Genomic DNA, 23,033 nt, shown 5'->3' on the forward strand with positions numbered 1-23,033 from the left:
GCCCGGGCGTGCAGAAGCCGCACTGGACGGCGCCGGCCTCGAGGAACGCCTCCTGGACCGGGTGCAGCCCGCCGGCGGGGGCGAGCCCCTCGACGGTGCCGACCTCGCGGCCCGGGGGGGGGGGGGGGGGGGGGGGGGGGGGGGGGGGGGGGGGCCCCCCCCCCCCGCCCCCCCCGGCGCAGCGTCTGGCCGGCCAGCGCGGTGTTCATGCGCTTGGCGGCCAGCCAGACGGTGTCTCCCTCGGGCACCTCCCCAGTGTCCCCTGCGCGCATCCGCGCTGCTCGGGAGCGAGGGACGTCACCCCGGCGGCGGGAAGGGCGCGCCCGGCGCGGACGCTGCAGCACCCGTGCAGCGACGTCCCGCCTCCGCCAGCACCACGCCCGCGCACCTGACCGCCGCCGGCGAGCCGGTCACCGTGACCGTGGCCCGCGACGTGCGGCCGGCGCAGCGCGAGGCGTTCGAGCGCTGGGCCGCCGACGTCCTCGGCCTGGCCGCGGCCTTCCCGGGCAACCTGGGCACCAGCCTGCTGCGGCCGGGGCCGGGCTCCACCCGCTACCACCTGGTCTACCGCTTCGCCGACGGCGAGTCGCTGGCCCGTTGGGAGCGCTCGGCGCAGCGGCAGCAGGCGCTCGAGCGGGTCGAGCACCTCGCCGACGGCGCCGACTACGCCCGCGTCGCCGGGCTGGACAGCTTCTTCACCGCGCTCACCCCGCCGCGCCCGGGCCCGCGCTGGCGGCTGACCGTGCTGACCATCGCCGTCGTCTTCGCCATCACGCTGGCCTTCCAGCTGCTCGTGGCCCCGCACATCGCGTCCTGGCCGCTGCCGGCGCGGCTGCTGCTGTCGGCGACCGTCGTCGTCGTGCTGCTCGGCCAGGTGGTCATGCCGCGGCTGTCACGCTGGCTCGCCCCCTGGCTGCGCGGCCGCCGCTGAGGACCGCGCGCAGGACCGTCGCACCCCCGGCGTAGACCGGGGCCGTGACCGAGATCCCGGTGCGCGGCCCCTTCGACCTGGCGCAGAGCGCCCGCTTCCTCGAGGGGTTCGCGCCCGCCCGCCATCCCGGCGCGCCCGACGGCGTCCTGCGGCTGGCCTGCTGGGTGGAGGGCTCGGACACCGCCGTCGGCGTCGCCGTGTCCCAGGACACCGGCGGCGCGGTGCACCTCCGCGCCGACGCGGACCCGCCGCGGCTGGCCGAGCAGGTCGCGCGGATCCTCGGCCTCGACGTCGACGGGGCGGGCTTCGGCGCGGTCACCGCGGCCGACCCGGTGCTCGCCCCGCTGGCCGCCGCCCGTCCCGGCTTCCGGCCGGTCTCCTTCTGGTCGCCGTACGAGGCCGCGTGCTGGGCGGTGCTGTCCCAGCGCACGAGCACGGCCGCGGCGGCCGGGACCAAGGCGCGGATCGCCGAGCGGTGGGGGACCGTGCACCGCGTCGACGGCGTCCCGGTGACGGCGTTCCCCACCCCGGCGCGGCTGGCGGCCGTCGCGGACGAGCTGCCGGTGCCGGCGGTCAAGCGCGAGCGGCTGCGCGGGCTGGCCGGGGCCGCGCTCGACGGGCGGCTCGACGGCGGGCGGCTGCGCGCGCTGCCGGTGGAGCAGGCGCTCGCCGAGGTGCGGGAGCTGCCCGGCATCGGGCCGTTCTCGGCGGAGCTGGTCGTGGTGCGCGGCGCCGGGGCGCCGGACGTCTTCCCGGCCGCCGAGGCGCGGCTGCACGAGGAGATGGCGCGGCGCTACGGCCGGGCCGACCCGTCCCCGGCGGAGCTCGCGGGGATCGCCGAGCGGTGGCGGCCCTTCCGCAGCTGGGCGTCGGTGCTGCTGCGGGCCGCCCGCGAGGAGCGGGCGGCCCGCGCCGGGTGACTCAGCCGAGCGGGCGGACGCCGCTGGCGCTGGTGCCGCGGGCGCCGGAGGTGCGGGTGAACGCGACCCGCTGGCCCTCCTCGAGCTCGCGGTAGCCGCCGTCGTCCTCGATCTCGGAGAAGTGCACGAAGACGTCGTCGCCGCCGTCGTCGGGGGTGATGAAGCCGAAGCCCTTCTCGGCGTTGAACCACTGCACCGTGCCCTCGGCGTCGCCGCCGGCGTCCCCGCCGCGCGGGGCACGGGCCGGCCGCTGGTCCCGGCCACCGCGGTCGTCCCGGCGGTCGTCCCGGCGGTCGCGGGGCGCGGGGCGGTCGTAGCCGCCGCGGCGCGGGGTCGACGGGAGCAGCCGCACGGAGTCGGCCTGCAGGCCGCGGTTGCCCTCGACCAGCTCGAACTCGACCCGGTCGCCCTCCTCGAGGTCGCCGCCGCGGGTCACCGCGGAGACGTGCACGAAGACGTCCTCGGGGACGATGAACCCGAAGCCGCGGTCGGCGTCGAAGCGCGCGACGGTGCCCTGGACGACGATGCCGCGCGGCGCGCGGCCCCGCCCCCGGTCGTCCCGGCCGCGGTCGTCCCGCCCCCGGTCGTCGCGCCCGCCCCGGTCGTCGCGCCCGCCGCGGTCGTCGCGGCGGCCACCGCGCGGGGCGCCGCCGGTCGGGCGCACCCGCTCGGCCTGCGGGCCGCGCGGCCCCTCGGTGGCGTCGTACTCGACGGGCTGACCCTCGTCGAGGGTCCGGAAGCCACCGGTGTCCTCGATGGCCGAGAAGTGGACGAAGACGTCGTCCCCGCCGTCCTGCGGCTCGATGAACCCGAAGCCCTTGTCCGCGTCGAACCAGCGGACCGTGCCGGCTGCCATGTCTGTATCCCTCGATCCCTCACGTACTGCGACGGTCCACGGTACGCGTCCGGCGCGGACCGGCTCGCGTCAGCCGCGGAGGCTCACCCCCGCAGACGCAGCCCGCGGGGTGTGGCCGCGAACCCGGCCGCCTGCAGCGCCGACGACAGCGGCGTGTCCTGGTGCACCGAGGCGCCGTCGGCCTTCTGCACCACCATCCGGCCCAGCGCCCCGGCGGCGACGGCGCCCGACAGCGCGGTGGCCGCCTCCTTGAGCGTCTGCTCGTCCTCGGTCCACGACAGCAGCGTCTTCCCGCCGCGCTCGACGTAGAGCACCAGCTCGCCGTCGACGAGGACCACCAGCGCCCCGGCCTTGCGCCCGGCGCGGTGCCCGCTGGTCCGCTTCCCGCCGCCGGTGCCCTCGCCGACGTCGACGGCCACCTGCACGGCCGACGACCCCGTGGCCTCGCCGTCGGAGGGGCCGGTGCGGTCGGGCCAGGGCAGGGCGGCGCCGTAGACGTTGGCCGGGTCGGTGGCCGCGAGCACCACCGCGCCCTCGGGCGTGCGGTCGGGGACGGCGTACGCGCGCAGCCGGTCGACCGCGCCGACCGTGCCGAACTGCGCGGCGCCGAGGGTCTCGACGAAGTAGCCGCGCCGCGCCCGGTTGTTCTCCTCGAACGCGCGCAGCACCGGGTAGACCGCGGAGAACCCGCCGGGCACCTGCTCGGCCACGACCGCGCCGCGGGTCAGCACACCGTGCCGCTCGAGCAGCGCCTCGGCGCGGGCGGTGGTGCGCCGGGTGGGGTTGGCCTCGCGGTCGGGCAGCCGCGACCAGCGGCCGGCGACCGTGGGCGGGCCGGTGCGGCTGGGCATCGCCGGGCGGCCCAGCCGGGGGCGGCCGTAGCGGGTGCGGTCCACGCGGGCGCGCGGCGGCGCCGGCGCCCGCTTGTGCGTGCCGCCGCCGGCCAGCCGGGTGCGCAGCGGGGCGAGGGTGTCGTTGGTGAGCAGCCCGGCCCACACCAGATCCCACACGACGTCGGCGAGCGCGGTGTCGTCCGTGGAGCCGACCAGGTCGGACAGCCCGCGGAAGAACACCGCCTGCCCGGCCGACAGCTGCTCGAGGACCGCGAACCCGACGCCGCCCTCCTCCGGCAGCTCGAGGGGGTCGGGCAGCAGCAGCGGCGCGAGGTCGGCGGGCACCAGGCTGACCCAGCCGTCGCCGCCGGGCAGCCCGCCGGCGCCGGCCCACAGCACCTCGCCGGCGCTGGTCAGCTCGTCGAGCATCGCGGGGGAGTAGTCGCGCACCCGGGTCGGGAGCACCAGCGTCTCCAGCGCGCTGGCCGGCACCAGCGCGCCGGCCAGCTGCTCGACCACCGCCAGGACGCCGTCGACGCCGCGCATCCGGCTGCCCACCGACTGCCAGGCCGGCGTGAACCGGGCCAGCGTGCCGATCGGCACCGGCTCGACCTCCTGCCGCAGCCGGGCCAGGCTGCGGCGGCGCACCGAGCGCAGCACCTCGGCGTCGCACCACTCCTGCCCGGTGCCGCCGGGCCGGAACTCGCCGGTGACCAGCCGGCCGGTGCCGACCAGCCGCTGCAGGGTGGCGGTGACGACGGCGACGCCGAGCCCGAGCCGCGCGGCGACCTCGGCCGGCTGGAACGGGCCGTGCGTGCGGGCGTAGCGGCCGACGAGGTCGCCCAGCGGGTCGGCGACCGGCTCGGTGAACGCCTCGGGCACGCCCACGGGCAGCGCGGTGCCCAGCGCGTCGCGCAGCCGGCCGGCGTCCTCGATGGCGACGTGCCGCTCCTCGCCGGCGATCCGCACGACGATCGCCCGCCGGGAGGCCACCAGCTCGTCCAGCCACTCCGCCGGGACGCCGCGCAGCGCCGCCTCGGCGGGGGTGAGGTCGCCCAGGCCGCGCAGCAGGTCGGAGGCGCCGTCGACGTCGCGGGGGTGCCGCTCGGCCGGCAGCCGCTGCAGCTCGCGCTCCACCTCGGCCAGCGCCTCGGCGTCGAGCAGCTCGCGCAGCTCGGAGCGGCCGAGCAGCTCGGCGAGCAGGCCGGTGTCCAGCGCCAGCGCCTGCGCGCGGCGCTCGGCCAGCGGCGCGTCGCCCTCGTAGAGGAACTGCCCCACGTAGCCGAACAGCAGCGACTGCGCGAACGGGCTCGCGGCCTGCGTCTGCACGTCGACCACCCGCACCCGCCGCGAGCGGACGTCGCGCATCAGCTCGACCAGGCCGGGCACGTCGTAGACGTCCTGCAGCACCTCGCGGGCGGCCTCGAGGGTGATCGGGAACGAGGAGAAGTCGCCGGCCACGGAGAGCAGCTGGGCAGCGCGCTGGCGCTGCTGCCACAGCGGGGTGCGGCGGCGCGGGTCGCGGCGGGGCAGCAGCAGCGCGCGGGCGGCGCACTCGCGGAAGCGGCTGGCGAACAGCGCGGAGCTGCCGACCTCCGCGGTCACCTCCCGCTCGACGTCGTCGGGGTCGAGGACGGCCAGGTCGGCCTCGGGCGGCTCGCCGGTGGTGTCGGGCAGCCGCAGCACGATGCCGTCGTCGGAGTGCATCGAGGCGACGTCGACGCCGTAGCGCTCGCGCAGCCGGGCGGCGAGCACCAGCGCCCACGGGGCGTTGACCTGCGCGCCGAAGGGGGAGTGGACGACCAGCCGCCAGTCGCCGAGCTCGTCGCGGAACCGCTCGACCAGCAGCGTGCGGTCGTCGGGGAGGTGGCCGGTGGCCGCCTTCTGCTCGGCGAGGTAGGCGAGCAGGTTGGCCGCGCCCCAGTCGTCCAGGCCGGCCGCCTGCGCCCGCTCGCGGCCCTTCTCCGGCGTCGCCGAGCCGACCTCGCGGAGGAACGCGCCGAGCGCCCGGCCCAGCTCCAGCGGCCGGCCGGGGGCGTCACCGTGCCAGAACGGCATCTTCCCGGGCTGGCCCGGGGCGGGGGACACGAGCACCCGGTCGTGGGTGATCTCCTCGATCCGCCACGACGACGAGCCGAGCAGGAAGACGTCGCCGACGCGCGACTCGTAGACCATCTCCTCGTCGAGCTCGCCGACCCGGCGCCCGCCGGACCCCTCGCCGCCGACGAGGAAGACGCCGAACAGCCCGCGGTCGGGGATGGTGCCGCCGCTGGTGACCGCCAGCCGCTGGGCGCCGCTGCGCGCGGTCAGGGTGTCGGTGACCCGGTCCCAGGTCAGCCGCGGCCGCAGCTCGGCGAACGCGTCGGAGGGGTAGCGGCCGGCCAGCATGTCGAGGACGGCGTGCAGCGCGGAGTCGGGCAGGCCGGAGAACGGCGCCGACCGGCGCAGCAGCGCGCCGACCTCCTCCACCGTGCGCGGACCCTCGGACACGATCGCCACGATCTGCTGGGCGAGCACGTCGAGCGGGTTGCGCAGGTAGCGGATCGACTCGATGGCGCCGGCCTTCATCCGCTCGGCGACCAGCGCGCACTGCACGAGGTCGCCGCGGTACTTGGGGAACAGCACGCCGCGGCTGACCGCGCCGACCTGGTGCCCGGCGCGGCCGACCCGCTGCAGGCCCGCGGCCACGGTGGGCGGCGCCTCGACCTGGACGACGAGGTCCACCGCGCCCATGTCGATGCCGAGCTCCAGCGACGACGTCGCGACCACCGCCGGCAGCCGCCCGGACTTCAGCGCCTCCTCGACGACCGCGCGCTGCTCCCGGGACACCGAGCCGTGGTGGGCGGCGGCGACCGGCTGCACGCCCTCGGGGACGCCGCCGCCCGAGCCGGCCTGCGCCATGAGCGCCGCGGCGTTGGTGCCGGGCGGCACGGCCTCGCCGGTGGCCCGCTCGTAGGCCATCTCGTTGAGCCGGCTGGTCAGCCGCTCGGCCAGCCGGCGGGAGTTGGCGAACACGATCGTGCTGCGGTGCGCCTCGACCAGGTCCAGCACCCGCTCCTCGACCGCCGGCCAGATCGACGCCCGCGGCTGGTCCCCGGCCGCCGACCCCTCCAGCTCGCCGGTGGGCTGACCCAGCTGGCTCATGTCCTCGACCGGGACGACGACCGACAGGTCCCACTCCTTGCCCGCCGGCGGCTGCACCACCCGCACCGGCCGGCCGCCGGCGAGGAAGGTGGCGACCTCCTCGATGGGGCGCACCGTGGCCGACAGGCCGATCCGCTGCGCGGGGCGGTCCAGCAGCTCGTCGAGCCGGTCGAGGGAGACCGCCATGTGCGCGCCGCGCTTGCTGTCGGCGACGGCGTGCACCTCGTCGACGATCACCGTCTCCACCCCGCGCAGCGCCTCCCGCGCGGAGCTGGTGAGCATGAGGAACAGCGACTCGGGCGTGGTGATGAGGATGTCCGTGGGCCGCCGGGTGAACGCCCGCCGCTCGTCGGCCGGGGTGTCGCCGGAGCGGATGCCGACGGTGATCTCCGGGCGCGGCAGGCCCAGCCGCATGGCCGCCTGCCCGATGCCGGCCAGCGGCGCGCGCAGGTTGCGCTCGACGTCGACGGCCAGCGCCTTGAGCGGCGAGACGTAGAGGACGCGGCAGCGGCGGCTCTCGTCGGCCGGCGGCGTGCTGGTCAGCCGGTCCAGCGACCAGAGGAAGGCCGCCAGCGTCTTCCCCGACCCGGTCGGGGCGACGACGAGCGCGTGCTCGCCGCTGCTGATGGCGTCCCAGGCGCCGTCCTGGGCCGCCGTGGGCTCGGCGAAGGCGCCGGTGAACCAGGCCCGGGTGGGCGCGGAGAACCGGTCGAGAGCGGGCACGTGTCCAGTGTCCCCGCGGGTACGACAGTCCGCTGGCCTGCGCCGACGCCCGGAGCGGGCGGCGCGCGCCCGGACCGGGGGTGGCGTGCGGCACACTGCCCGCCATGCGCCACTCGCTCTACGAGGCCGAGCACGAGGACTTCCGGCAGACGGTCCGCACGTTCCTGGAGAAGAACGTCGCGCCGTTCCACGACCGGTGGGAGCGGGAGGGGATCGTCCCGCGCGAGGTGTGGCTCGCCGGCGGCGAGCAGGGCCTGCTCGGCATGGACATCGACGAGCGGTTCGGCGGCGGCGGGGTCCGGGACTTCCGCTACAACGCCGTCCTCGACGAGGAGGTCACCCGGGTCGGCGCCAGCGGCCTGGGCTTCGGCCTGCACAACGACGTCGTCTCGCCGTACCTGCGCGACCTGTGCACCGAGGAGCAGGCGCAGCGCTGGCTGCCCGGCTTCTGCCGTGGCGAGCTGATCACCGCCATCGCGATGACCGAGCCGGGCACCGGCAGCGACCTGCAGTCGATCCGCACCACCGCCCGCCGCGACGGCGACTCCTGGGTGCTCAGCGGCGCCAAGACCTTCATCACCAACGGCATCAACGCCGACCTGGTGATCGTGGTGGCGCGCACCGACCCCGACGCCCCCGGCGCGAAGGGCACCAGCCTGCTCGTCGTCGAGCGGGACGTGCCCGGGTTCACCCGCGGCCGCAACCTCGACAAGGTCGGCCTCAAGGCGCAGGACACCGCCGAGCTGTTCTTCGACGAGGTGCGGGTGCCGGCGGAGAACCTGCTCGGCACGGAGAACCGCGGCTTCGCCCACCTCATGGAGAACCTGCCCCAGGAGCGGCTGTCGATCGCGGTCGGCGCGGTGGCCGCCTGCGAGACGGTGCTCGCCCGGACCCTCGAGTACGTGACCAGCCGGACCGCCTTCGGCCGGCCGGTCGGCAGCTTCCAGAACAGCCGGTTCGTCCTCGCCGAGCTGCACACCGAGACGACGGTCGCGCGGACGTTCGTCGACGAGTGCGTGCGGCAGCTGGGCACCGGCGAGCTGACCGCCGTCGACGCGGCGATGGCCAAGTACTGGACCAGCGAGCTGCAGAACAAGGTCGCCGACCGCTGCCTGCAGCTGCACGGCGGCTACGGCTACATGGACGAGTACCCGGTGTCCAAGGCCTGGCGCGACGCCCGCGTGCAGTCGATCTACGGCGGCACCAACGAGATCATGCGCGAGATCATCGGCCGGTCGCTGGGCCTGTGACGACGCAGGCGGCCGCCGACGTCGGCCGGGTGCAGCGGCGCACGGTCGCCGTGCTCTCGGGGGCGGTCGCCCTGGGCGGCCTCGGCGTGACCGTCGGGATCACCGTCGGCGGGCTGCTCGTGCGGGAGGTGTCGGGCAGCGACGCCGCTGCGGGGCTCGGGCAGACGATGGGCGTGTTCGGTGCCGCGGTGCTCGCCGTCCCGCTCGCGCGCGTCTCCGACCGGGCCGGGCGGCGGGCCGGGCTGGCCGCCGGGTACGCCGTCGCCGTCGGCGGCGCGGTGGTCACCGTCGTCGCCGCGGCGCTGTCCTCGCTCCCGCTGCTGCTCGCCGGGCTGTTCGCCTTCGGCGCGGCGACCGCGTGCACCCTGCAGGCGCGCTACGCCGCGGCCGACCTCGCCGTCCCCGAGCGGCGCGGCCGCGCGCTGTCGCTGGTCGTCTGGGCGACGACGGTCGGCTCGGTCCTCGGCCCCAACCTCGCCGCGCCCGGCGCCGACCTGGGGCGCGCGCTCGGCCTGCCCGCGCTCGGCGGTGGCTTCGTCGTGTCCGCCGCCGTGTTCGCCGTCGTCACCGCCGGGCTGTGGCTCGCCCTGCGCCCGGACCCGCTGCTGCTGGCCCGCCGGCTCGCCGACGGCGGCGGGCCGGCGCCCGCCCGCCCGCGGCGGGCCACCCGGGGCGCGCTGGCGGCGGTGTGGGCCGACCCCGGCGGCCGGCTCGGCCTGGTCGCCGTGGTGGTCTCCCACGCGGCGATGGTCGGCGTCATGGTCATGACGCCGGTGCACATGGGCCACGCCGGCGGGCACGACGACGCGACGACGCTGCGCCTGGTCGGCGTGGTCATCAGCGTGCACGTGGCCGGCATGTACCTGTTCAGCCCGCTCGTCGGGTGGCTCGCCGACCGGGTGGGCCGGCGCGCGACGGTCGCGCTCGGCGGGGCGCTGCTCCTCGCCGCCGCGGGCCTGGCCGGGACCGCGCCGCCGGAGGCCGCGGGCCGGCTGGGTGTCGGCCTGCTGCTGCTCGGGCTGGGCTGGTCGTGCGGGCTGATCGCGGGCTCCACGCTGGTCACCGAGGCGGTGCCGGCGGAGGTGCGGCCGACCGCGCAGGGCGGCGCGGACCTGCTCATGGGCCTGGGCGCGGCGGTCGCGGGCGCCGTCGGCGGCCCTCTGCTGGCGCTGGGCGGCTTCGGCCTGGTCGCCGGGCTGTCCGCGGCGCTGGTGGTGCCGCTGGCGCTGGTCTGGCTGCGGCGCTGACCGCCTCGGTGTCCCCTCAGTGGCCGCGCATGTTGCGCCACAGCATCACCAGGGTGATCAGCAGGCAGACCGCGATGCCGATCTCGAGGACGACGTCCCACGTCGCCGAGCCCGTGCTGGGGAACACGCCTCCAGCCTAGGCCCGTCCTGTATCGTGAAGGTGCTTCACGGTGCAGGAGGTTCACGATGGCGGACGCGCGGGTCGCGGCGCTCGACCGGGTCCTGGAGGTCACCGTCCTGCTCGGCCGGGACATGGCGACGTCGCTGGCGGCCGAGGGGCTGACCGTCGCCCGGACGACGCTGCTGTGGCGGCTGCGCGCCGCCGGCCCCAGCACCCAGCGGGCGCTCGCCGACGCCCTCGGGGTCAGTGCCCGCAACGTCACCGGGTTGGTCGACGGGCTGGCCGAGGCCGGCCTGGTCACCCGCGAGCCGCACCCCACCGACCGGCGGGCCACCCTGGTGACCCCCACCGCCCGCGCCGAGCAGCTGCTCGAGGAGATGGCGGCGGGGCAGGAGCGGCTCGCGGAGCAGCTGTTCGGCGGGCTGGCGCCGGACCGCCTCGACGGGCTGGTGTCCGCCCTCGACGAGGTCCTGGAGCGGCTGCGCGCGCTGGTCCCGGGCGGTACGGCCGCGGGGGAGGCGCCGTGACCGCCCGCGAGCTGGTGCGCCGGGCGGTGGCCTTCGAGCTCGGCACCTGGCGCAGCCTGTGGCGGTGGGTGCGCCGCCGTCCCGACGTGCCGGCCGGCGCCGACGCCTTCCCGTACGCCTCGGCGGCCGCCCCGGTGATGTGGACGTTCATCGTGCTGTCGGCGGTCGAGATCCCGCTGGTCGACTGGCTGCTGCCGTGGCAGTCGCTGCGGGTCGCGGTGGCGGTCCTCGGCGTCTACGGGCTGCTGTGGATGGTCGGGATGCTCGCCGGGCAGCGCGTGCACCCGCACACCGTCGACGCCGGCGGGCTGCGGGTGCGCAGCGGCTGGACCGTCGACGTCCGGGTGCCGTGGGAGGAGATCGCCGCCGCGCGCGTGCGGCGGCGCAGCGTCGAGGGGTCGCGCACGGTCGTCGTCGCGGAGGAGGGGGAGCGGCGCGCGGTGTCGGTCGCCGTCGTCGCCTCCACGCAGGTCGACGTCGAGCTGCGGACGCCGCTGGTACTGCCGCTCGCCCGCACCGGCGGGCGCCCGGTGGGCGAGCTGCGGCTGGCCGCCGACGACCCGGCCGCGCTGGTGCGCCGGCTGCGCGCGGGCCTGGCCGGGCACGCGGCTGCCACCCCCGACGCGGACGCGCGCTAGCGTCGGGGGCGTGCGCCTGCAGGAGTTCTGGTCCCGGCTCGACGACCGGTTCGGGTCGATGAGGGCGCAGAGTGTGGCGCGCGACCACGTGTTCTCGGCCCTGGGCGGGCGCACCGCCGTCGACGCCCTGGAGGCCGGGCTGCCGGTGCGCCGCGTGTGGCTGGCCATCTGCGAGGAGTACGACGTGCCCCTCAAGGAGCGCTGAGGCCGCTCCCCGGAGGCCCTGGGTACTCCGCGCGGAGTACGCGGCGCCCGCCAGGTGCGTCCCCGCGGCGGACGCGCCCGGGACCCCGCCGTCCCTAGCGTCGACGGCGTGATCGAGATCCGTGGACTGACCAAGCGCTACGGCGACCGCACCGCCGTCGACGACCTGACCCTCACCGTCCACCCGGGCCGCGTCACGGGCTTCCTCGGACCCAACGGCGCGGGCAAGTCGACGACGATGCGGGTCGTCGTCGGCCTCGACCGGCCGACCGCCGGCAGCGTCCGGGTGGACGGCCGCCGCTACTCCGACCTCCCGGTCCCGCTGCGCGCCGTCGGGGCCCTCCTGGAGGCCCGCTCCGCCCATCCGGGACGCACCGCCCGGGACCACCTGCGGGTCCTCGCGGCCACCGCGGGTCTGCCGCGGTCGCGCGTGGACACGGTCCTCGAGCTCGCCGGCCTGACGCCGGTCGCCGACCGCCGCGTCGGTGGGTTCTCCCTCGGCATGGGCCAGCGCCTCGGCGTCGCCACGGCGCTGCTGGGCGACCCCGCCACCGTGGTGCTCGACGAGCCGGTCAACGGCCTGGACCCCGACGGGGTCCTGTGGATCCGGACGCTGACGCGGCAGCTGGCCGCCGAGGGCCGGACGGTCCTCGTGTCCTCGCACCTGATGAGCGAGATGGCCGTCACCGCCGACCACCTCGTCGTCCTCGGTCGCGGCCGGCTCGTCGCCGACGAGCCGACGGCCGCGGTCCTCCGGCGCGCCGGGAACTCCTCGGTGCGGGTGCGCAGCCCGCGCCCCGACGACCTCGTGGGCGTCCTCGCCGGCGACGGCGTCAGCCTCTCCTCGCCCGAGCGGGGACTCCTGGAGGTCCAGGGGCTGGGAGCCGCCGAGATCGGTGACCGCGCCCTGCGCGCCGGCATCGCGGTGCACGAGCTGACACCGGTCTCGGCCTCGCTCGAGGAGGCCTTCATGGACCTGACCCGCGAGGACCGGGAGTACCGCACCGACCATCGGCAGGAGGCCCTGGCATGACCGGCCGCACGAGCACCCGCGTCCTCGACGCACCCGACGCACCCGACGCACCCGGCGCGACCCGGGCGCCCCGGGGGCCCGCCGGCGGCGGCTGGGGAGGCCTGGTCGCCGGGCAGTGGGCCGCCGTCCGGTCCCTGCGCACCACCTGGTGGGTGCTGGGCGGGGCGTCGGCCGGGATGGTCCTGCTCTCGCTGCTGTTCACCGCGACAGCGGGCGCCGGCGAGCAGGGCGGGCCGCCCGGCCTGGACCCCGCCGACCCGGTCGGCCTCAGCCTGGGCGGCTACAACCTGGCGGCCCTGGCCGTGGGGGTGCTCGGGGTCCTGCTGGTCACCGGCGAGTACACCAGCGGCGCGGTGCGGGTCGTGTTCGCGGCGGTGCCCCGCCGGTGGCCGGTCCTCCTGGCCCGCGCCGGCGTGCTCGCCGCGCTGGCCCTCGTCACGACCTCGCTCGCCGCGCTGGCGGCGTTCCTCGTCGGCCAGGCCGCGCTCGGTGACACCGGGGTGTCGCTGGCCGACGACGGCGTCGCCCGGGCCGTGCTCGGCGCCGGTCTGTACGTGACGGCGATCGGGGTGCTCGGCTCCGCACTCGGGTGGCTGCTGCGCTCGACCGGTGGGGCGATCGGCACGCTGTTCGGCGTCGTCTTCCTGCTCCCGGTGCTCGGCGGGCTGCTGCCCTCGAGCTGGGGTCCCGACGTGGTGCGGTGGCTCCCGGGGCAGGCCGGCGCCAGCGTCGTGCAGGTCGCGACGGGTGCCGACGAGTTCGCCCCCTGGACCGGCTTCGGGGTGCTGTGCGCCTACCTGGCCGTCCTGCTGGCGGCGGCGGTGGTCGTGGTGCGGCGCCGCGACGCGTGACTCCCGTGCCGGGGCGCGCGGGCGGCAGCATGTCCTCCGTGGTGCGGGCGGGCGGGTCGGTGGTGTGGTCGGTGGGGCCGGTGGTGGCCGGAGCCGTCCTCGCCGTCGGCCCGCTCGTCCGCTTCGGCGGCCCGACGGCGGCGGAGGTCGCCGTGACCGCGCTGGCCTGGGCGCCGGCCGTGGGCCGGGCGCGGGCGCCCTTCGCCGCGTTCCTCGCCTCCGCCGGCGTGGTGGTCGCCTGGTGGGTGCTGCACGGCCTGGAGGCGCGGGCGCTGCTGCCCGCCGGCGTGGCGGCCTGGTGGCTGCTCGTCTGGGTCGCCGACCGCTGCGCCCCGTGGCGCGTCGCCACCGCCGTCGGGATCGCCCTGGCCGTGCCCCTGGCCCTCGGCGCCGCCGCCCTGGCCGGCCCCGCCGACGGCGCCGCGGTGGTGCCGCTGGTGGCGGTGACCGTGACGGCCGCGGTCGTCGGGCGCGACCGGCGGACCCGGCGGGCCTACCTGGAGGCGCTGCGCGACCGCGCCGAGCGGGCCGAGCGGGAGAGGGACGCGCGGGCCCGGGTGGCGGTCATGGAGGAGCGCTCCCGGATCGCCCGTGAACTCCACGACGTCGTCGCGCACAACCTCTCGGTGATGACCGCACTGGCCGACGGCGCCGGGTACGCGCCGGCCACCGAGCAGGCCGCCCGGGCGGTACGGCAGATCGCCACGACCGGACGGGAGGCCCTCGCGGAGATGCACCGCCTCGTCGGCGTGCTGCGCACCGACGACGGCGGGCCGGAGCGGACGCCGGCGCCGGGCCTCGACGACCTGGCCGCGGTCGTCGAGCAGGTCCGGGCGGCCGGGCTGCCGACGTCGCTGACGGTGACCGGCCGGCCCGCGCCGCTCGTCGCCGGCGCCCAGCTCGCCGTCCACCGCCTCGTGCAGGAGGCGCTGACGAACACGCTGCGGCACGCGCGGGGGGCCCGGTCGGCCGCCGTGCGCCTGGACTGGCGCGACGGCGAGCTCGCCGTCGAGGTGACCGACGACGGCGACCCGGCCGCACCGCCCGGGCGGCCGGGGCACGGCCTGGTCGGCATGCGGGAACGCGTCGCGGCGTGGGACGGGGCGGTCGTGGCCGGGCCGCGCCCGGGAGGCGGCTGGCGGGTCGCCGCGGTCCTCCCGCTGGCCGCGGTCGGCGCCGAGGGGACCGGTGCGGTGGCGTGAGCACCCGCGTGCTGCTCGTCGACGACGAGCCCCTGGTCCGGCTCGGCTTCTCGATGGTGCTGCAGGCCCAGGACGACCTGGTCCTCGTCGGCGAGGCGGGGGACGGCGCCCGGGCCGTCGCGCTGACGCGCGAGCTCCGGCCGGACGTCGTCGTGATGGACGTCCGCATGCCCGGCACGGACGGCGTGGAGGCGACCCGGTGCATCGTCGGCGAGGGGCTGCCCAGCCGCGTGCTGGTGCTCACCACCTTCGACCTGGACGAGTACGCGTTCGCGGCGCTGCGCGCGGGGGCGAGCGGGTTCCTCGTGAAGAACGCCGAGCCGGCGGAGCTGCTGCGGGCGGTGCGGGCGGTGGCCCGCGGCGACGCCGTCGTCTCCCCGCGGGTCACCCGCCGGCTGCTGGAGACGCTGGCCCACCGGCTGCCCGCGGACACGCCGGCCGACCCCCGCGTCGCCTCGCTCACCGAGCGCGAGCTCGAGGTGCTGCGTGCGGTCGCCCGCGGGGAGTCCAACGCCGAGATCGCCGCCGTGCTGGTCCTGTCGGAGCTGACGGTGAAGACCCACGTGGCGCGCATCCTGGGCAAGCTCGGCCTGCGGGACCGCACGCAGGCGGCGGTCTTCGCGCACACGCACGGCCTGGTGTGACACGGCCTCGACCGCGTGTCGCTCGACTCGAACACGTGTTCGCCCTACAGTGACGGGCGCGTCCACAGGGAGGTCGTCCCTCCACAGGTCCGGTCGGTCCCCGGAATCGTCAGACCCCCGACCTAGCGTCGCCTCCGACACCGCATCGACTCCACGACACGCGACTTCCCGAAGGTGAGCACCATGGCAACGCTCGACCGCGACAAGGCCCTCGACATGGCCCTCGCCCAGATCGACAAGCAGTTCGGCAAGGGCTCGGTCATGCGCCTGGGCGACAGCGCCGCGCAGGCGATCAAGGTCATCCCGACCGGCTCGATCGCCCTCGACATCGCGCTCGGCATCGGCGGCCTGCCCCGCGGCCGCGTCATCGAGGTCTACGGCCCGGAGGCCTCCGGCAAGACCACGGTCGCCCTGCACGCGGTGGCCAACGCCCAGGCCGCCGGCGGCATCGCGGCCTTCATCGACGCCGAGCACGCGCTCGACCCGGAGTACGCCCGGGCCATCGGCGTCGACACCGACGCGCTGCTGGTCAGCCAGCCCGACACCGGTGAGCAGGCCCTCGAGATCGCCGACATGCTGATCCGCTCCGGCGCGCTCGACATCATCGTCATCGACTCCGTGGCGGCCCTCGTGCCCCGCGCCGAGATCGAGGGCGAGATGGGTGACAGCCACGTCGGTCTGCAGGCCCGCCTCATGAGCCAGGCGCTGCGGAAGATCACCGGTGCGCTGAACAACTCGGGCACCACCGCGATCTTCATCAACCAGCTGCGCGAGAAGGTCGGCATCGTCTACGGCTCGCCCGAGGTGACCACCGGTGGCCGCGCGCTGAAGTTCTACTCGTCGGTCCGCCTGGACGTCCGGCGGATCGAGACCCTCAAGCAGGGCACCGAGGCCGTCGGCAGCCGGGTCCGCGTCAAGGTCGTCAAGAACAAGGTCGCCGCCCCGTTCAAGCAGGCCGAGCTCGACCTGCTGTGGGGTGTCGGGTTCAGCCGCGAGGGCGGCCTCATCGACGCCGGCGTCGAGCAGGGCTTCATCCGCAAGTCCGGCGCCTGGTACACGTACGAGGGCGACCAGCTCGGCCAGGGCAAGGAGAACGTCCGCACGTTCCTCCGCGACAACCCCGACCTCGCCGACGAGATCGAGAAGAAGGTCAAGGAGAAGCTGGGCATCGGCCCGCAGGTCGACGCGCCGGCCGCTGACCCGGTCGACTTCTGAGCGACCCCGTGACCGGCTGGTCCGGCCCGGTCCCCGAGGGAGCCGGGCCCGAGCAGGCCGATCGCCCCGCCGGCCGCCGCGGCCGGGGAACCCGCCAGCCGGGCGCCCCGGGGCGCGGCGGCCGCGGGCGGCGGCGGTCCGGGCCGTCCCCTGACCCGGACGGCCCGGCCGCCGCCGACGCGGGGACGCCCCCCGTCCCCTACGACCGCGACGCCGACGACCCGGGGGACCCGGAGTCGGTGGCCCGGGCCATCTGCCTGCGGGCGCTGACCGGCGCGGCCAGGACCCGCCAGCAGCTGGCCGACCTGCTCGAGCGCCGCGGCGTGCCCGAGGAGGCCGCCGCCGCGGTCCTCGACCGGTTCGGCGAGGTCGGGCTCATCGACGACGCCGCTTTCGCCCGCGCCTGGGTCACCTCCCGGCAGGCCGGCCGCGGACTGGCCCGGCGGGCGCTGCGCGCGGAGCTGCGCGCCAAGGGCGTCGACGGGGAGGACGCCGAGCAGGCCCTCGCCCAGGTCGACGAGGAGGACGAGCGGGCCGCCGCCCGCCACCTGGTGGAACGCCGGCTCCCGGCGCTGCGCCGGGTCGACCGCGTCACCGCCACCCGCCGGCTGATCGGCATGCTCGCGCGCAAGGGCTACAACGGCGGGCTGGCCGCGGGCGTGGTCCGCGAGGTCATGGACGAGACCGGCTTCGGCACCGACACCGACGAGGACGCCGCGAGCCGGGACGACGCCGACCTCTGACGGCGTGGGACCGCGCCCGCGCGGACCACGGAACGACAGCGGCCGGCCGCCCTCGGGGCGACCGGCCGCTGACCGTCGGAGGTGGGCTCAGCCCGCCAGCGGGGTGGCGACGGCGGGCATCGCCTCGGTCGCCAGCGCGTGCGCGGGCCGCTGGACCGCCTGGGCCCGCTGCACGGGCATCGCCTGGGTCGCCGGCCCGGCCGCCGTGGGGCGGCCGGTCCACGCGGTGAGGTCGATCGCGACGCCGTCGGGCGCCTCGTCGTCGGCGACCAGCCACTCGCCCGCGTCGCCCACGCGGGCGGCGAGCCACTGCTGGATCTGCTGCTCGAACGTGCGGTCGGGCAGCACGGCCGGCCGGCTGACCGGGCCGAGGAAGGTCAGGTCGCGCTCGTAGCCGTCGGCGGCGCGCAGCACCACCCGGCAGCGGGCCCGCCGGTGCCGGGCCGGCGGCACGGCCTCGCGGACCACGGCGGTCTGGGCACCGGCGGCGACGGCGAACTGCGCGGCGGCCGCGCGCAGGCGGTTCACGAAGTCCTGGGCGACGTCGACCTGCCCCTCGGGCAGGCGCACCACCGACGGCAGCGGCGGCACGGCGGGGCGGAGAGCGGTGTCCACGGAGGCACTCTCGGCAGTCCCGCCGCGCCGGCTGACCACCCGCGCGCCCCTGGGTGCGCCGCGGGACGCGCGGGACGCCGCGTGACCGTTCCGTGTCCCCGCGGCGCAGCGGGGTCAGACCGGCCCGCCGCCCCCGTCCATCTCCGCGCTGGTGAGCGACTCGACCGGCTCGGCCGCGGCCGCCTTCGCGCTGCGGCGGGTGCGCTTCTCCACGTACCGCGCCAGCCAGGACAGGAGCACGTTGACCACGATGTAGATCACCGCGGCGGCCACGTACAGCTGGAACGTGTAGGTGTTGCCGAAGGAGAAGGCGAAGAACTCCACCAGGCTCCGGGCGGTCCGCAGCAGCTCGACGTAGCCGACGATGAAGCCCAGCGACGAGTCCTTGAGCAGCACGACCAGCTGGGCCACCAGCACCGGCAGCATCCGGCGCACCGCCTGCGGGAGCAGCACCAGCGTCATGACCTGCGTCTTGCGCATGCCGAGGGCGAAGGCCGCCTCCCGCTGGCCGCGGTCCACCGACAGGATGCCGGCGCGGAAGATCTCGGCCAGCACGGCCATGTTGTAGAGCGTCAGGCCGAGGACCAGCGCGCGGAACGCGGTCATCGGGACGCCGACGGTCGGCAGGAACAGCAGGCAGAACAGGATCAGGATCAGCAGCGGCACGGCGCGGAAGAACTCGATCACCACGCCGACCGGGGCCCGCACCCAGGCGTGGTCGGACAGCCGCCCCACGGCCAGCAGCGCGCCGAGCACGGTGGCCAGCACCATGCCGACGGCGGCCGCGGCGAGGGTGTTGAGCAGGCCCTCCCAGAGCGCCTGCGGCACCCCGGACGCCGGGTCGAACAGGATCGCCCACCGGTCGGGCTCGAGCTGGCCGTTGACGCCCAGGCGCCACAGCGCCCACCCGACGAGGCCCGCGATGAGCAGTGCGCCGACGACGGTGCCGATCCGCTGGCGCCGGCGGGCCTGCGGGCCGGGCAGGTCGAACAGGACGGTGCTGCTCATCGGACGATCGCCACCCGGTTCTCGACCACCCGGATGAGCCAGGCGGAGGGCAGTGTGATGACCAGGTAGCCGGCGACGACCGCGATGAAGACGGCGAGCAGCTGGTCGGCGTTGGTGTTGGCCAGCCGCTGCAGCGCGGCGGTCAGGTCGGTGACGGCGAAGCCGGCGGCGATCGAGGTGTTCTTCGCCAGCGCGATCCACACGTTGCCCAGCGGCGGCACCACGGTGCGGAAGGCCTGGGGGAGCACCACCTGCCGCAGCGACTGGCCGAAGGTCAGGCCCAGCGCGCGGGCGGCCTCGGCCTGGCCCGGCGGGACGGCGTTGATGCCCGAGCGCAGCGCCTCGCAGACGAACGCGGCGGTGTACAGCGACAGCGCGGCGACGGCGGTGATGAACCGGCTCGGGAACTGCAGGTCGATCTGCACGATGCCGAACGCGAAGAAGAAGAACACCACCGTCAGCGGGGTGTTGCGGAAGACCTCGACGTAGAAGGTCGCCAGCCCGCGCAGCGGGGGCACGGGGCTCACCCGCATGCCGGCGAGCACGGTGCCGAGCACCAGGGCGCACACGCCGCTGACGACGGCGAGGGAGAGCGTCGTCAGGAACGCGCTCCACAACAGGTCGGAGTTGTCGCTGAGGAACTGCACCGCGCCCTCGAGAGGTCGGGGACGGGGCGACGCCGCCGGGCGGGAGCCCGCCCGGCGGCGTCGCGGACGTCCGGGTCGAGTGGGATCAGTACCGGTCGACCGTCGGCGGCTCGGGGGCCTCCTCGCCGGTGATCGAGCCGGCGGTGCGGTCCCAGGCGTCGGCCCAGCGCCCGTCCTCGAAGGCCTCCTCGAGGACGTCGTTGACGAAGTTGCGGAACTCCGTGTCACCGAGCGCCAGCCCGATGCCGTAGGGCTCCTCGGTGAACGGGTTGCCCACCAGCTCGAAGGCGCCGTCGCTGCCGGCGACCAGGCCGGTGAGGATGACGTTGTCCGTCGTCACCGCCTGGACGTTGCCGTTGCGCAGGTCGTCGGCGCACTTGGAGTAGACGTCGTAGGTGACCAGCTGGGCCTGCGGGTAGTTGTCCCGGATGTTCTGCGCGGGCGTCGAGCCCTCGACCGAGCACACCGTCTTCCCGGCCAGGTCGTCGGGGCCCTCGATGCCCTCGGGGTTGCCCTCGGCGACCATGATGTCCTGGCCCGCGATGTAGTACGGGCCGGCGAAGTCGACGACCTGCTTGCGGGCGTCGTTGATCGTGTAGGTGGCCACGACCATGTCGACCTGGCCGTTCTGGATGAACGGCTCGCGGTTGGCCGACACCGTCTCGGTCCAGGTGATGCCGTCCTCGGGGATGCCGAGCTCGGCCGCGACGATCTTGGCGATCTCGACGTCGAAGCCCTCGGGGGTGTTGGACTGCGGGTTGAGCAGGCCGAACCCGGGCTGGTCGTACTTGGTGCCGATGGTGATGGCGCCGGCCTCGTTGAGCTCGGCCATCGTCGTGCCGGCCTCGAACTCGACGTCCTCCTGGACCTCGGCGGTGTTCTCGGCCGAGTCCTCGGCCTGGCTGCCCGCCTCGCTGGAGCAGGCGGCCAGGGCCAGGCCGAGGGCGGCGAACGCCGCGAGTCGTCGGGTGCTGCGCATGGGGTGTCCTCCCGGGTGGGTCAGTGGTTCAGGATCTTGGAGAGGAAGTCACGGGCCCGCTCCGAGCGCGGGGCGGTGAAGAAGGTCTCGGGGTCGGCGGACTCGACGATCCGGCCGCCGTCCATGAACACGACCCGGTTGGCCGCCCGGCGGGCGAAGCCCATCTCGTGCGTGACGACGACCATCGTCATGCCCTCGCGGGCCAGCGCGGTCATGACGTCGAGGACCTCGTTGATCATCTCGGGGTCCAGCGCCGACGTCGGCTCGTCGAAGAGGATGACCTTGGGGTCCATGGCCAGCGCGCGGGCGATGGCCACGCGCTGCTGCTGACCGCCCGACAGCTGGGCGGGGTACTTGTCGGCCTGGTGCCCCACGCCGACCCGGTCCAGCAGCTCGCGCGCCCGCCGCTCGGCGTCGGACTTCGACATCCGGCGCACGCGCGTCGGGGCGAGGGTGACGTTCTCGAGGATCGTCTTGTGGGCGAAGAGGTTGAAGCTCTGGAAGACCATCCCGACGTCGCTGCGCAGCCGGGCGAGCGCCTTCCCCTCCTCGGGCAGCTTCTCGCCGTCGATGCGGATCTCGCCCTGCTGGATGGCCTCCAGCCGGTTGATCGCGCGGCACAGCGTCGACTTGCCCGACCCGGACGGCCCGATGACCACGACGACCTCGCCGCGGTCGATCGAGAGGTCGATGTCCTGCAGGACGTGCAGCTCACCGAACCACTTGTTGACGCCGGTCAGCTGGACGAGAGGTCCTCCGGCTAGCTGGCTGGTCACGTCCGGAACCCTAGGGCCGCGGGCGCGCGCCGACTCCCCGGGGGCGTCACGGTGTAGTAACGAAGGCGGTGACGCCGTGTGACCGGTGTCGCGCCGTACCCTCGCAGGCGTCATGGGAACCGAGGTCGACAGCCCGCCGCGCACCTACCGGGTGCGCACCTACGGGTGCCAGATGAACGTGCACGACTCCGAGCGGCTGTCCGGGCTGCTCGAGGCCGCCGGCTACGCCGCCGCGCCCGAGGGCGAGGACGCCGACGTCGTCGTGCTCAACACGTGCGCCGTGCGGGAGAACGCGGACAACCGCCTCTACGGCAACCTCGGCCACCTGCGCCCGGTGAAGGACGCGCACCCGGGGATGCAGATCGCCGTCGGCGGGTGCCTGGCGCAGAAGGACCGCGGCGAGATCGTGCGGCGGGCGCCGTGGGTCGACGTCGTCTTCGGGACGCACAACGTCGGGTCGCTGCCGGCGCTGCTGGAGCGCGCCCGGCACAACGCCGAGGCGCAGGTGGAGATCGCCGAGGCGCTCGAGGTGTTCCCCTCGACGCTGCCGGCCAAGCGGGACTCCGCCTACTCCGGCTGGGTGTCGATCAGCGTCGGCTGCAACAACACCTGCACGTTCTGCATCGTCCCGGCGCTGCGCGGCAAGGAGAAGGACCGCCGGCCGGGCGAGATCCTGGCCGAGGTGCAGGCGCTGGTCGACCAGGGCGTGCTCGAGGTGACCCTGCTCGGCCAGAACGTCAACGCCTACGGCGTGGAGTTCCGCGACCGGGGGGCGTTCGCCGACCTGCTGCGCGCCGCCGGCCGGATCGAGGGCCTGGAGCGGCTGCGGTTCACCAGCCCGCACCCGCGGGAGTTCACCGACGACGTCATCGAGGCGATGGCCGAGACGCCCGCCGTCTGCCACCAGCTGCACATGCCGCTGCAGTCGGGCTCCGACGACGTGCTGCGCCGGATGCGCCGCGGCTACCGGCAGGACCGCTACCTCGGGATCATCGACCGGGTCCGCGCCGCCATGCCGGACGCCGCGATCACCACGGACGTCATCGTCGGGTTCCCCGGCGAGACCGAGGCCGACTTCGAGCAGACCCTCGAGGTGGTCCGGCAGGCCCGCTTCGCGAGCGCCTTCACCTTCCAGTACTCCAAGCGCCCTGGGACGCCGGCCGCCACCATGGACGGCCAGCTGCCCAAGGAGGTCGTGCAGGAGCGCTACCTGCGGCTCACCGCGCTGCAGGACGAGATCAGCTGGGCGGAGAACCGCGCGCAGGTCCGCCGCACGGTGGAGCTCCTGGCCGCGGCGGGGGAGGGCAGCAAGGACGCCCGCACCGGCCGGATGAGCGGCCGCGCCCGCGACGGGCGGCTGGTGCACTTCGCCGGCGGCGACGGCGTCCGGCCCGGCGACGTCGTCGAGACGGTCGTCACCGCGGCCGCGCCGCACCACCTGGTCGCCGACGGCCCGCTGCTGTCGCACCGCCGCACCCGCGCCGGCGACGCGCACGAGGCCGGCACCCGCCCGACGACCCCCGGCGTGCTGCTCGGCATGCCGCGCATCGGCGCGCCCGCCTGACGAAGGACCCCCCTGCCCCCCACCGCTCGCAGGCTCGCGGCGGGCCCCTGCAGGGGGGCCGTCCCCGATCGGGTCCTCAGCGGCGCCCGGCGGTCTTCTCGGCCTCGGCCAGCCACTCGCGGCGGGTCTCCAGGTCGGCCCGCGCCCGGGAGATCCGCTTCGCGTCCCCCGAGGCCTCGGCCTTGGCCAGCTGCTCCTCGGCCTTGGTGACCGCGGCCCGCATGGAGGCGACCATCGGGTTCTCCGGCGCGGTGCGCACCCGGCCGGCGGGGGGGGGGGGGGGGGGGGGGGGGGGGGCGGGGGGCGGGGGGGGGGGGGGGGGGGGGGGGGGGGCGCGGGGGCGCCGGGGCCGCGCCCCGCCG

Annotated in this window: 22 protein-coding genes and 1 pseudogene; 14 read left to right on the forward strand and 9 right to left on the reverse strand. The window is 76.3% G+C overall.

Features of this window, described 5'->3' with window-relative positions:
• Positions 1-85, reverse strand: a pseudogene (locus tag ACI79B_RS22690) (2Fe-2S iron-sulfur cluster-binding protein); the annotation flags it as partial.
• Positions 86-346: 261 nt separating this feature from the next.
• Here ACI79B_RS22690 and ACI79B_RS22695 point away from each other — a divergent pair.
• Entirely contained in the window at positions 347-931 is a 585-nt protein-coding gene (locus ACI79B_RS22695) for an antibiotic biosynthesis monooxygenase (protein ID WP_456929009.1), read from the forward strand.
• Positions 932-975: 44 nt separating this feature from the next.
• A complete protein-coding gene (locus ACI79B_RS22700; protein WP_456929008.1) occupies positions 976-1,851 on the forward strand; it encodes a DNA-3-methyladenine glycosylase family protein in 876 nt (291 codons plus the stop codon).
• A gap of 1 nt (position 1,852) precedes the next feature.
• On the opposite strand, the gene ACI79B_RS22705 is transcribed toward ACI79B_RS22700, so the two are convergent.
• Positions 1,853-2,707 carry a cold shock domain-containing protein gene (locus tag ACI79B_RS22705; protein ID WP_456929007.1) on the reverse strand — a complete coding sequence of 285 codons (855 nt, stop codon included), beginning with the start codon at positions 2,705-2,707 and terminating at the stop codon, positions 1,853-1,855.
• Between the two features lie 83 nt (positions 2,708-2,790).
• Positions 2,791-7,407 (reverse strand): ATP-dependent helicase, encoded by a 4,617-nt coding sequence (locus tag ACI79B_RS22710; RefSeq protein WP_456929006.1) that lies wholly within the window; start codon positions 7,405-7,407, stop codon positions 2,791-2,793.
• A gap of 104 nt (positions 7,408-7,511) precedes the next feature.
• On the opposite strand from ACI79B_RS22710, the gene ACI79B_RS22715 reads away from it, so the two are divergent.
• The 11 genes from ACI79B_RS22715 to ACI79B_RS22765 all read left to right on the forward strand — a co-directional run bounded on the left by ACI79B_RS22715 (position 7,512) and on the right by ACI79B_RS22765 (position 17,082).
• On the forward strand, positions 7,512-8,657 hold the full coding sequence (locus ACI79B_RS22715; protein WP_456929005.1) for an acyl-CoA dehydrogenase family protein: 1,146 nt from the start codon (positions 7,512-7,514) through the stop codon (positions 8,655-8,657).
• Positions 8,654-9,904, forward strand: coding sequence for an MFS transporter (locus ACI79B_RS22720; RefSeq protein WP_456929004.1), 1,251 nt, complete (start codon positions 8,654-8,656; stop codon positions 9,902-9,904). The genes ACI79B_RS22715 and ACI79B_RS22720 overlap by 4 nt, the downstream gene beginning before the upstream one ends.
• 186 nt (positions 9,905-10,090) lie before the next feature.
• Positions 10,091-10,552: a MarR family winged helix-turn-helix transcriptional regulator gene (locus ACI79B_RS22725; RefSeq protein ID WP_456929003.1), complete on the forward strand. Its 462-nt coding sequence runs from the start codon at positions 10,091-10,093 to the stop codon at positions 10,550-10,552.
• Entirely contained in the window at positions 10,549-11,190 is a 642-nt protein-coding gene (locus tag ACI79B_RS22730; protein WP_456929002.1) for a hypothetical protein, read from the forward strand. Before ACI79B_RS22725 ends, ACI79B_RS22730 begins: the two co-directional genes overlap by 4 nt.
• 10 nt (positions 11,191-11,200) lie before the next feature.
• A complete protein-coding gene (locus ACI79B_RS22735; protein WP_456929001.1) occupies positions 11,201-11,395 on the forward strand; it encodes a DUF3046 domain-containing protein in 195 nt (64 codons plus the stop codon).
• Between the two features lie 108 nt (positions 11,396-11,503).
• Positions 11,504-12,427 (forward strand): ATP-binding cassette domain-containing protein, encoded by a 924-nt coding sequence (locus ACI79B_RS22740; protein WP_456929000.1) that lies wholly within the window; start codon positions 11,504-11,506, stop codon positions 12,425-12,427.
• Positions 12,424-13,278, forward strand: coding sequence for an ABC transporter permease (locus ACI79B_RS22745; protein ID WP_456928999.1), 855 nt, complete (start codon positions 12,424-12,426; stop codon positions 13,276-13,278). Before ACI79B_RS22740 ends, ACI79B_RS22745 begins: the two co-directional genes overlap by 4 nt.
• Before the next feature lie 38 nt (positions 13,279-13,316).
• Positions 13,317-14,480 (forward strand): sensor histidine kinase, encoded by a 1,164-nt coding sequence (locus ACI79B_RS22750; RefSeq protein WP_456928998.1) that lies wholly within the window; start codon positions 13,317-13,319, stop codon positions 14,478-14,480.
• Positions 14,477-15,124: a response regulator gene (locus ACI79B_RS22755; RefSeq protein WP_456928997.1), complete on the forward strand. Its 648-nt coding sequence runs from the start codon at positions 14,477-14,479 to the stop codon at positions 15,122-15,124. The genes ACI79B_RS22750 and ACI79B_RS22755 overlap by 4 nt, the downstream gene beginning before the upstream one ends.
• Positions 15,125-15,307: 183 nt before the next feature.
• Complete coding sequence (recA, locus tag ACI79B_RS22760) at positions 15,308-16,339, forward strand: recombinase RecA (RefSeq protein WP_456928996.1); 1,032 nt, start codon at positions 15,308-15,310, stop codon at positions 16,337-16,339.
• Between the two features lie 239 nt (positions 16,340-16,578).
• On the forward strand, positions 16,579-17,082 hold the full coding sequence (locus ACI79B_RS22765) for a regulatory protein RecX (protein ID WP_456928995.1): 504 nt from the start codon (positions 16,579-16,581) through the stop codon (positions 17,080-17,082).
• Positions 17,083-17,169: 87 nt separating this feature from the next.
• Here the strand turns inward: ACI79B_RS22765 and ACI79B_RS22770 are convergent, their stop codons facing one another.
• From ACI79B_RS22770 to ACI79B_RS22790, 5 genes are all read right to left on the reverse strand, one after another.
• Positions 17,170-17,697 (reverse strand): hypothetical protein, encoded by a 528-nt coding sequence (locus ACI79B_RS22770; RefSeq protein ID WP_456928994.1) that lies wholly within the window; start codon positions 17,695-17,697, stop codon positions 17,170-17,172.
• Between the two features lie 114 nt (positions 17,698-17,811).
• Positions 17,812-18,705, reverse strand: a complete 894-nt coding sequence (locus ACI79B_RS22775; protein ID WP_456928993.1) for an amino acid ABC transporter permease — start codon at positions 18,703-18,705, stop codon at positions 17,812-17,814.
• Positions 18,702-19,352 (reverse strand): amino acid ABC transporter permease, encoded by a 651-nt coding sequence (locus ACI79B_RS22780; protein WP_456928992.1) that lies wholly within the window; start codon positions 19,350-19,352, stop codon positions 18,702-18,704. The genes ACI79B_RS22775 and ACI79B_RS22780 overlap by 4 nt, the downstream gene beginning before the upstream one ends.
• Positions 19,353-19,437: 85 nt before the next feature.
• Positions 19,438-20,331 (reverse strand): glutamate ABC transporter substrate-binding protein, encoded by an 894-nt coding sequence (locus ACI79B_RS22785; protein WP_456928991.1) that lies wholly within the window; start codon positions 20,329-20,331, stop codon positions 19,438-19,440.
• Positions 20,332-20,351: 20 nt separating this feature from the next.
• A complete protein-coding gene (locus tag ACI79B_RS22790) occupies positions 20,352-21,107 on the reverse strand; it encodes an amino acid ABC transporter ATP-binding protein (RefSeq protein ID WP_456928990.1) in 756 nt (251 codons plus the stop codon).
• A 112-nt stretch (positions 21,108-21,219) separates the two neighbouring features.
• Between ACI79B_RS22790 and miaB the strand changes: the two genes are divergently transcribed.
• Positions 21,220-22,671, forward strand: coding sequence for a tRNA (N6-isopentenyl adenosine(37)-C2)-methylthiotransferase MiaB (gene miaB, locus ACI79B_RS22795; protein WP_456928989.1), 1,452 nt, complete (start codon positions 21,220-21,222; stop codon positions 22,669-22,671).
• Positions 22,672-22,747: 76 nt separating this feature from the next.
• Here miaB and ACI79B_RS22800 read toward each other — a convergent pair whose 3' ends face one another.
• A complete protein-coding gene (locus ACI79B_RS22800; RefSeq protein ID WP_457000251.1) occupies positions 22,748-22,906 on the reverse strand; it encodes a hypothetical protein in 159 nt (52 codons plus the stop codon).
• Positions 22,907-23,033: the final 127 nt, after the last annotated feature.

Source organism: Geodermatophilus sp. SYSU D00879, assembly GCF_054050375.1.

What these genes read in the sequence shown, in the direction of transcription:
- ACI79B_RS22745 (WP_456928999.1), top strand. Translation starts at nt 12,424, where the DNA reads ATGACCGGCCGCACGAGCACCCGCGTCCTCGACGCACCCGACGCACCC.
- ACI79B_RS22775 (WP_456928993.1), bottom strand. Translation starts at nt 18,705, where the DNA reads ATGAGCAGCACCGTCCTGTTCGACCTGCCCGGCCCGCAGGCCCGCCGG.
- miaB (WP_456928989.1), top strand. Translation starts at nt 21,220, where the DNA reads ATGGGAACCGAGGTCGACAGCCCGCCGCGCACCTACCGGGTGCGCACC.
- ACI79B_RS22725 (WP_456929003.1), top strand. Translation starts at nt 10,091, where the DNA reads ATGGCGGACGCGCGGGTCGCGGCGCTCGACCGGGTCCTGGAGGTCACC.
- recA (WP_456928996.1), top strand. Translation starts at nt 15,308, where the DNA reads ATGGCAACGCTCGACCGCGACAAGGCCCTCGACATGGCCCTCGCCCAG.
- ACI79B_RS22715 (WP_456929005.1), top strand. Translation starts at nt 7,512, where the DNA reads ATGCGCCACTCGCTCTACGAGGCCGAGCACGAGGACTTCCGGCAGACG.
- ACI79B_RS22800 (WP_457000251.1), bottom strand. Translation starts at nt 22,906, where the DNA reads ATGGTCGCCTCCATGCGGGCCGCGGTCACCAAGGCCGAGGAGCAGCTG.
- ACI79B_RS22705 (WP_456929007.1), bottom strand. Translation starts at nt 2,707, where the DNA reads ATGGCAGCCGGCACGGTCCGCTGGTTCGACGCGGACAAGGGCTTCGGG.
- ACI79B_RS22785 (WP_456928991.1), bottom strand. Translation starts at nt 20,331, where the DNA reads ATGCGCAGCACCCGACGACTCGCGGCGTTCGCCGCCCTCGGCCTGGCC.